This window comes from Comamonas sp. B-9 (assembly GCF_000410635.1).
Taxonomy (GTDB): Bacteria; Pseudomonadota; Gammaproteobacteria; order Burkholderiales; family Burkholderiaceae_C; genus Comamonas.
Window position 1 is genome coordinate 31,896 of sequence record NZ_KE148635.1, and the last position, 232, is coordinate 32,127.

The following is a 232-nucleotide window of genomic DNA, read 5'->3' on the forward strand; positions in this document are numbered from 1 at the left end:
CCTGCGGCCTGCAGCAGCGCATCGACCTGGTCGGCCGGCACGTCCTGCGCCACCAGCCAGCTGCGGGCCGATGCGGTATCGGGCCACTGCATGGTGTGGGCCAGGCAGCGGCTGCGGATCGTGGGCAGCAGCTGGTGCGCGGCTTCGGTGGCCAGCACAAAGCGGGCATCGCCTGGCGGCTCCTCCAAGGTCTTCAGCAGCGCATTGGCCGTCACCGCATTCATCTTTTCGG

Annotated in this window: 1 pseudogene; it reads right to left on the minus strand. The window is 69.4% G+C overall.

The features are described 5' to 3' along the window. A pseudogene (locus H928_RS28770) lies at positions 1–232 on the minus strand (DNA polymerase III subunit delta'); the annotation flags it as partial.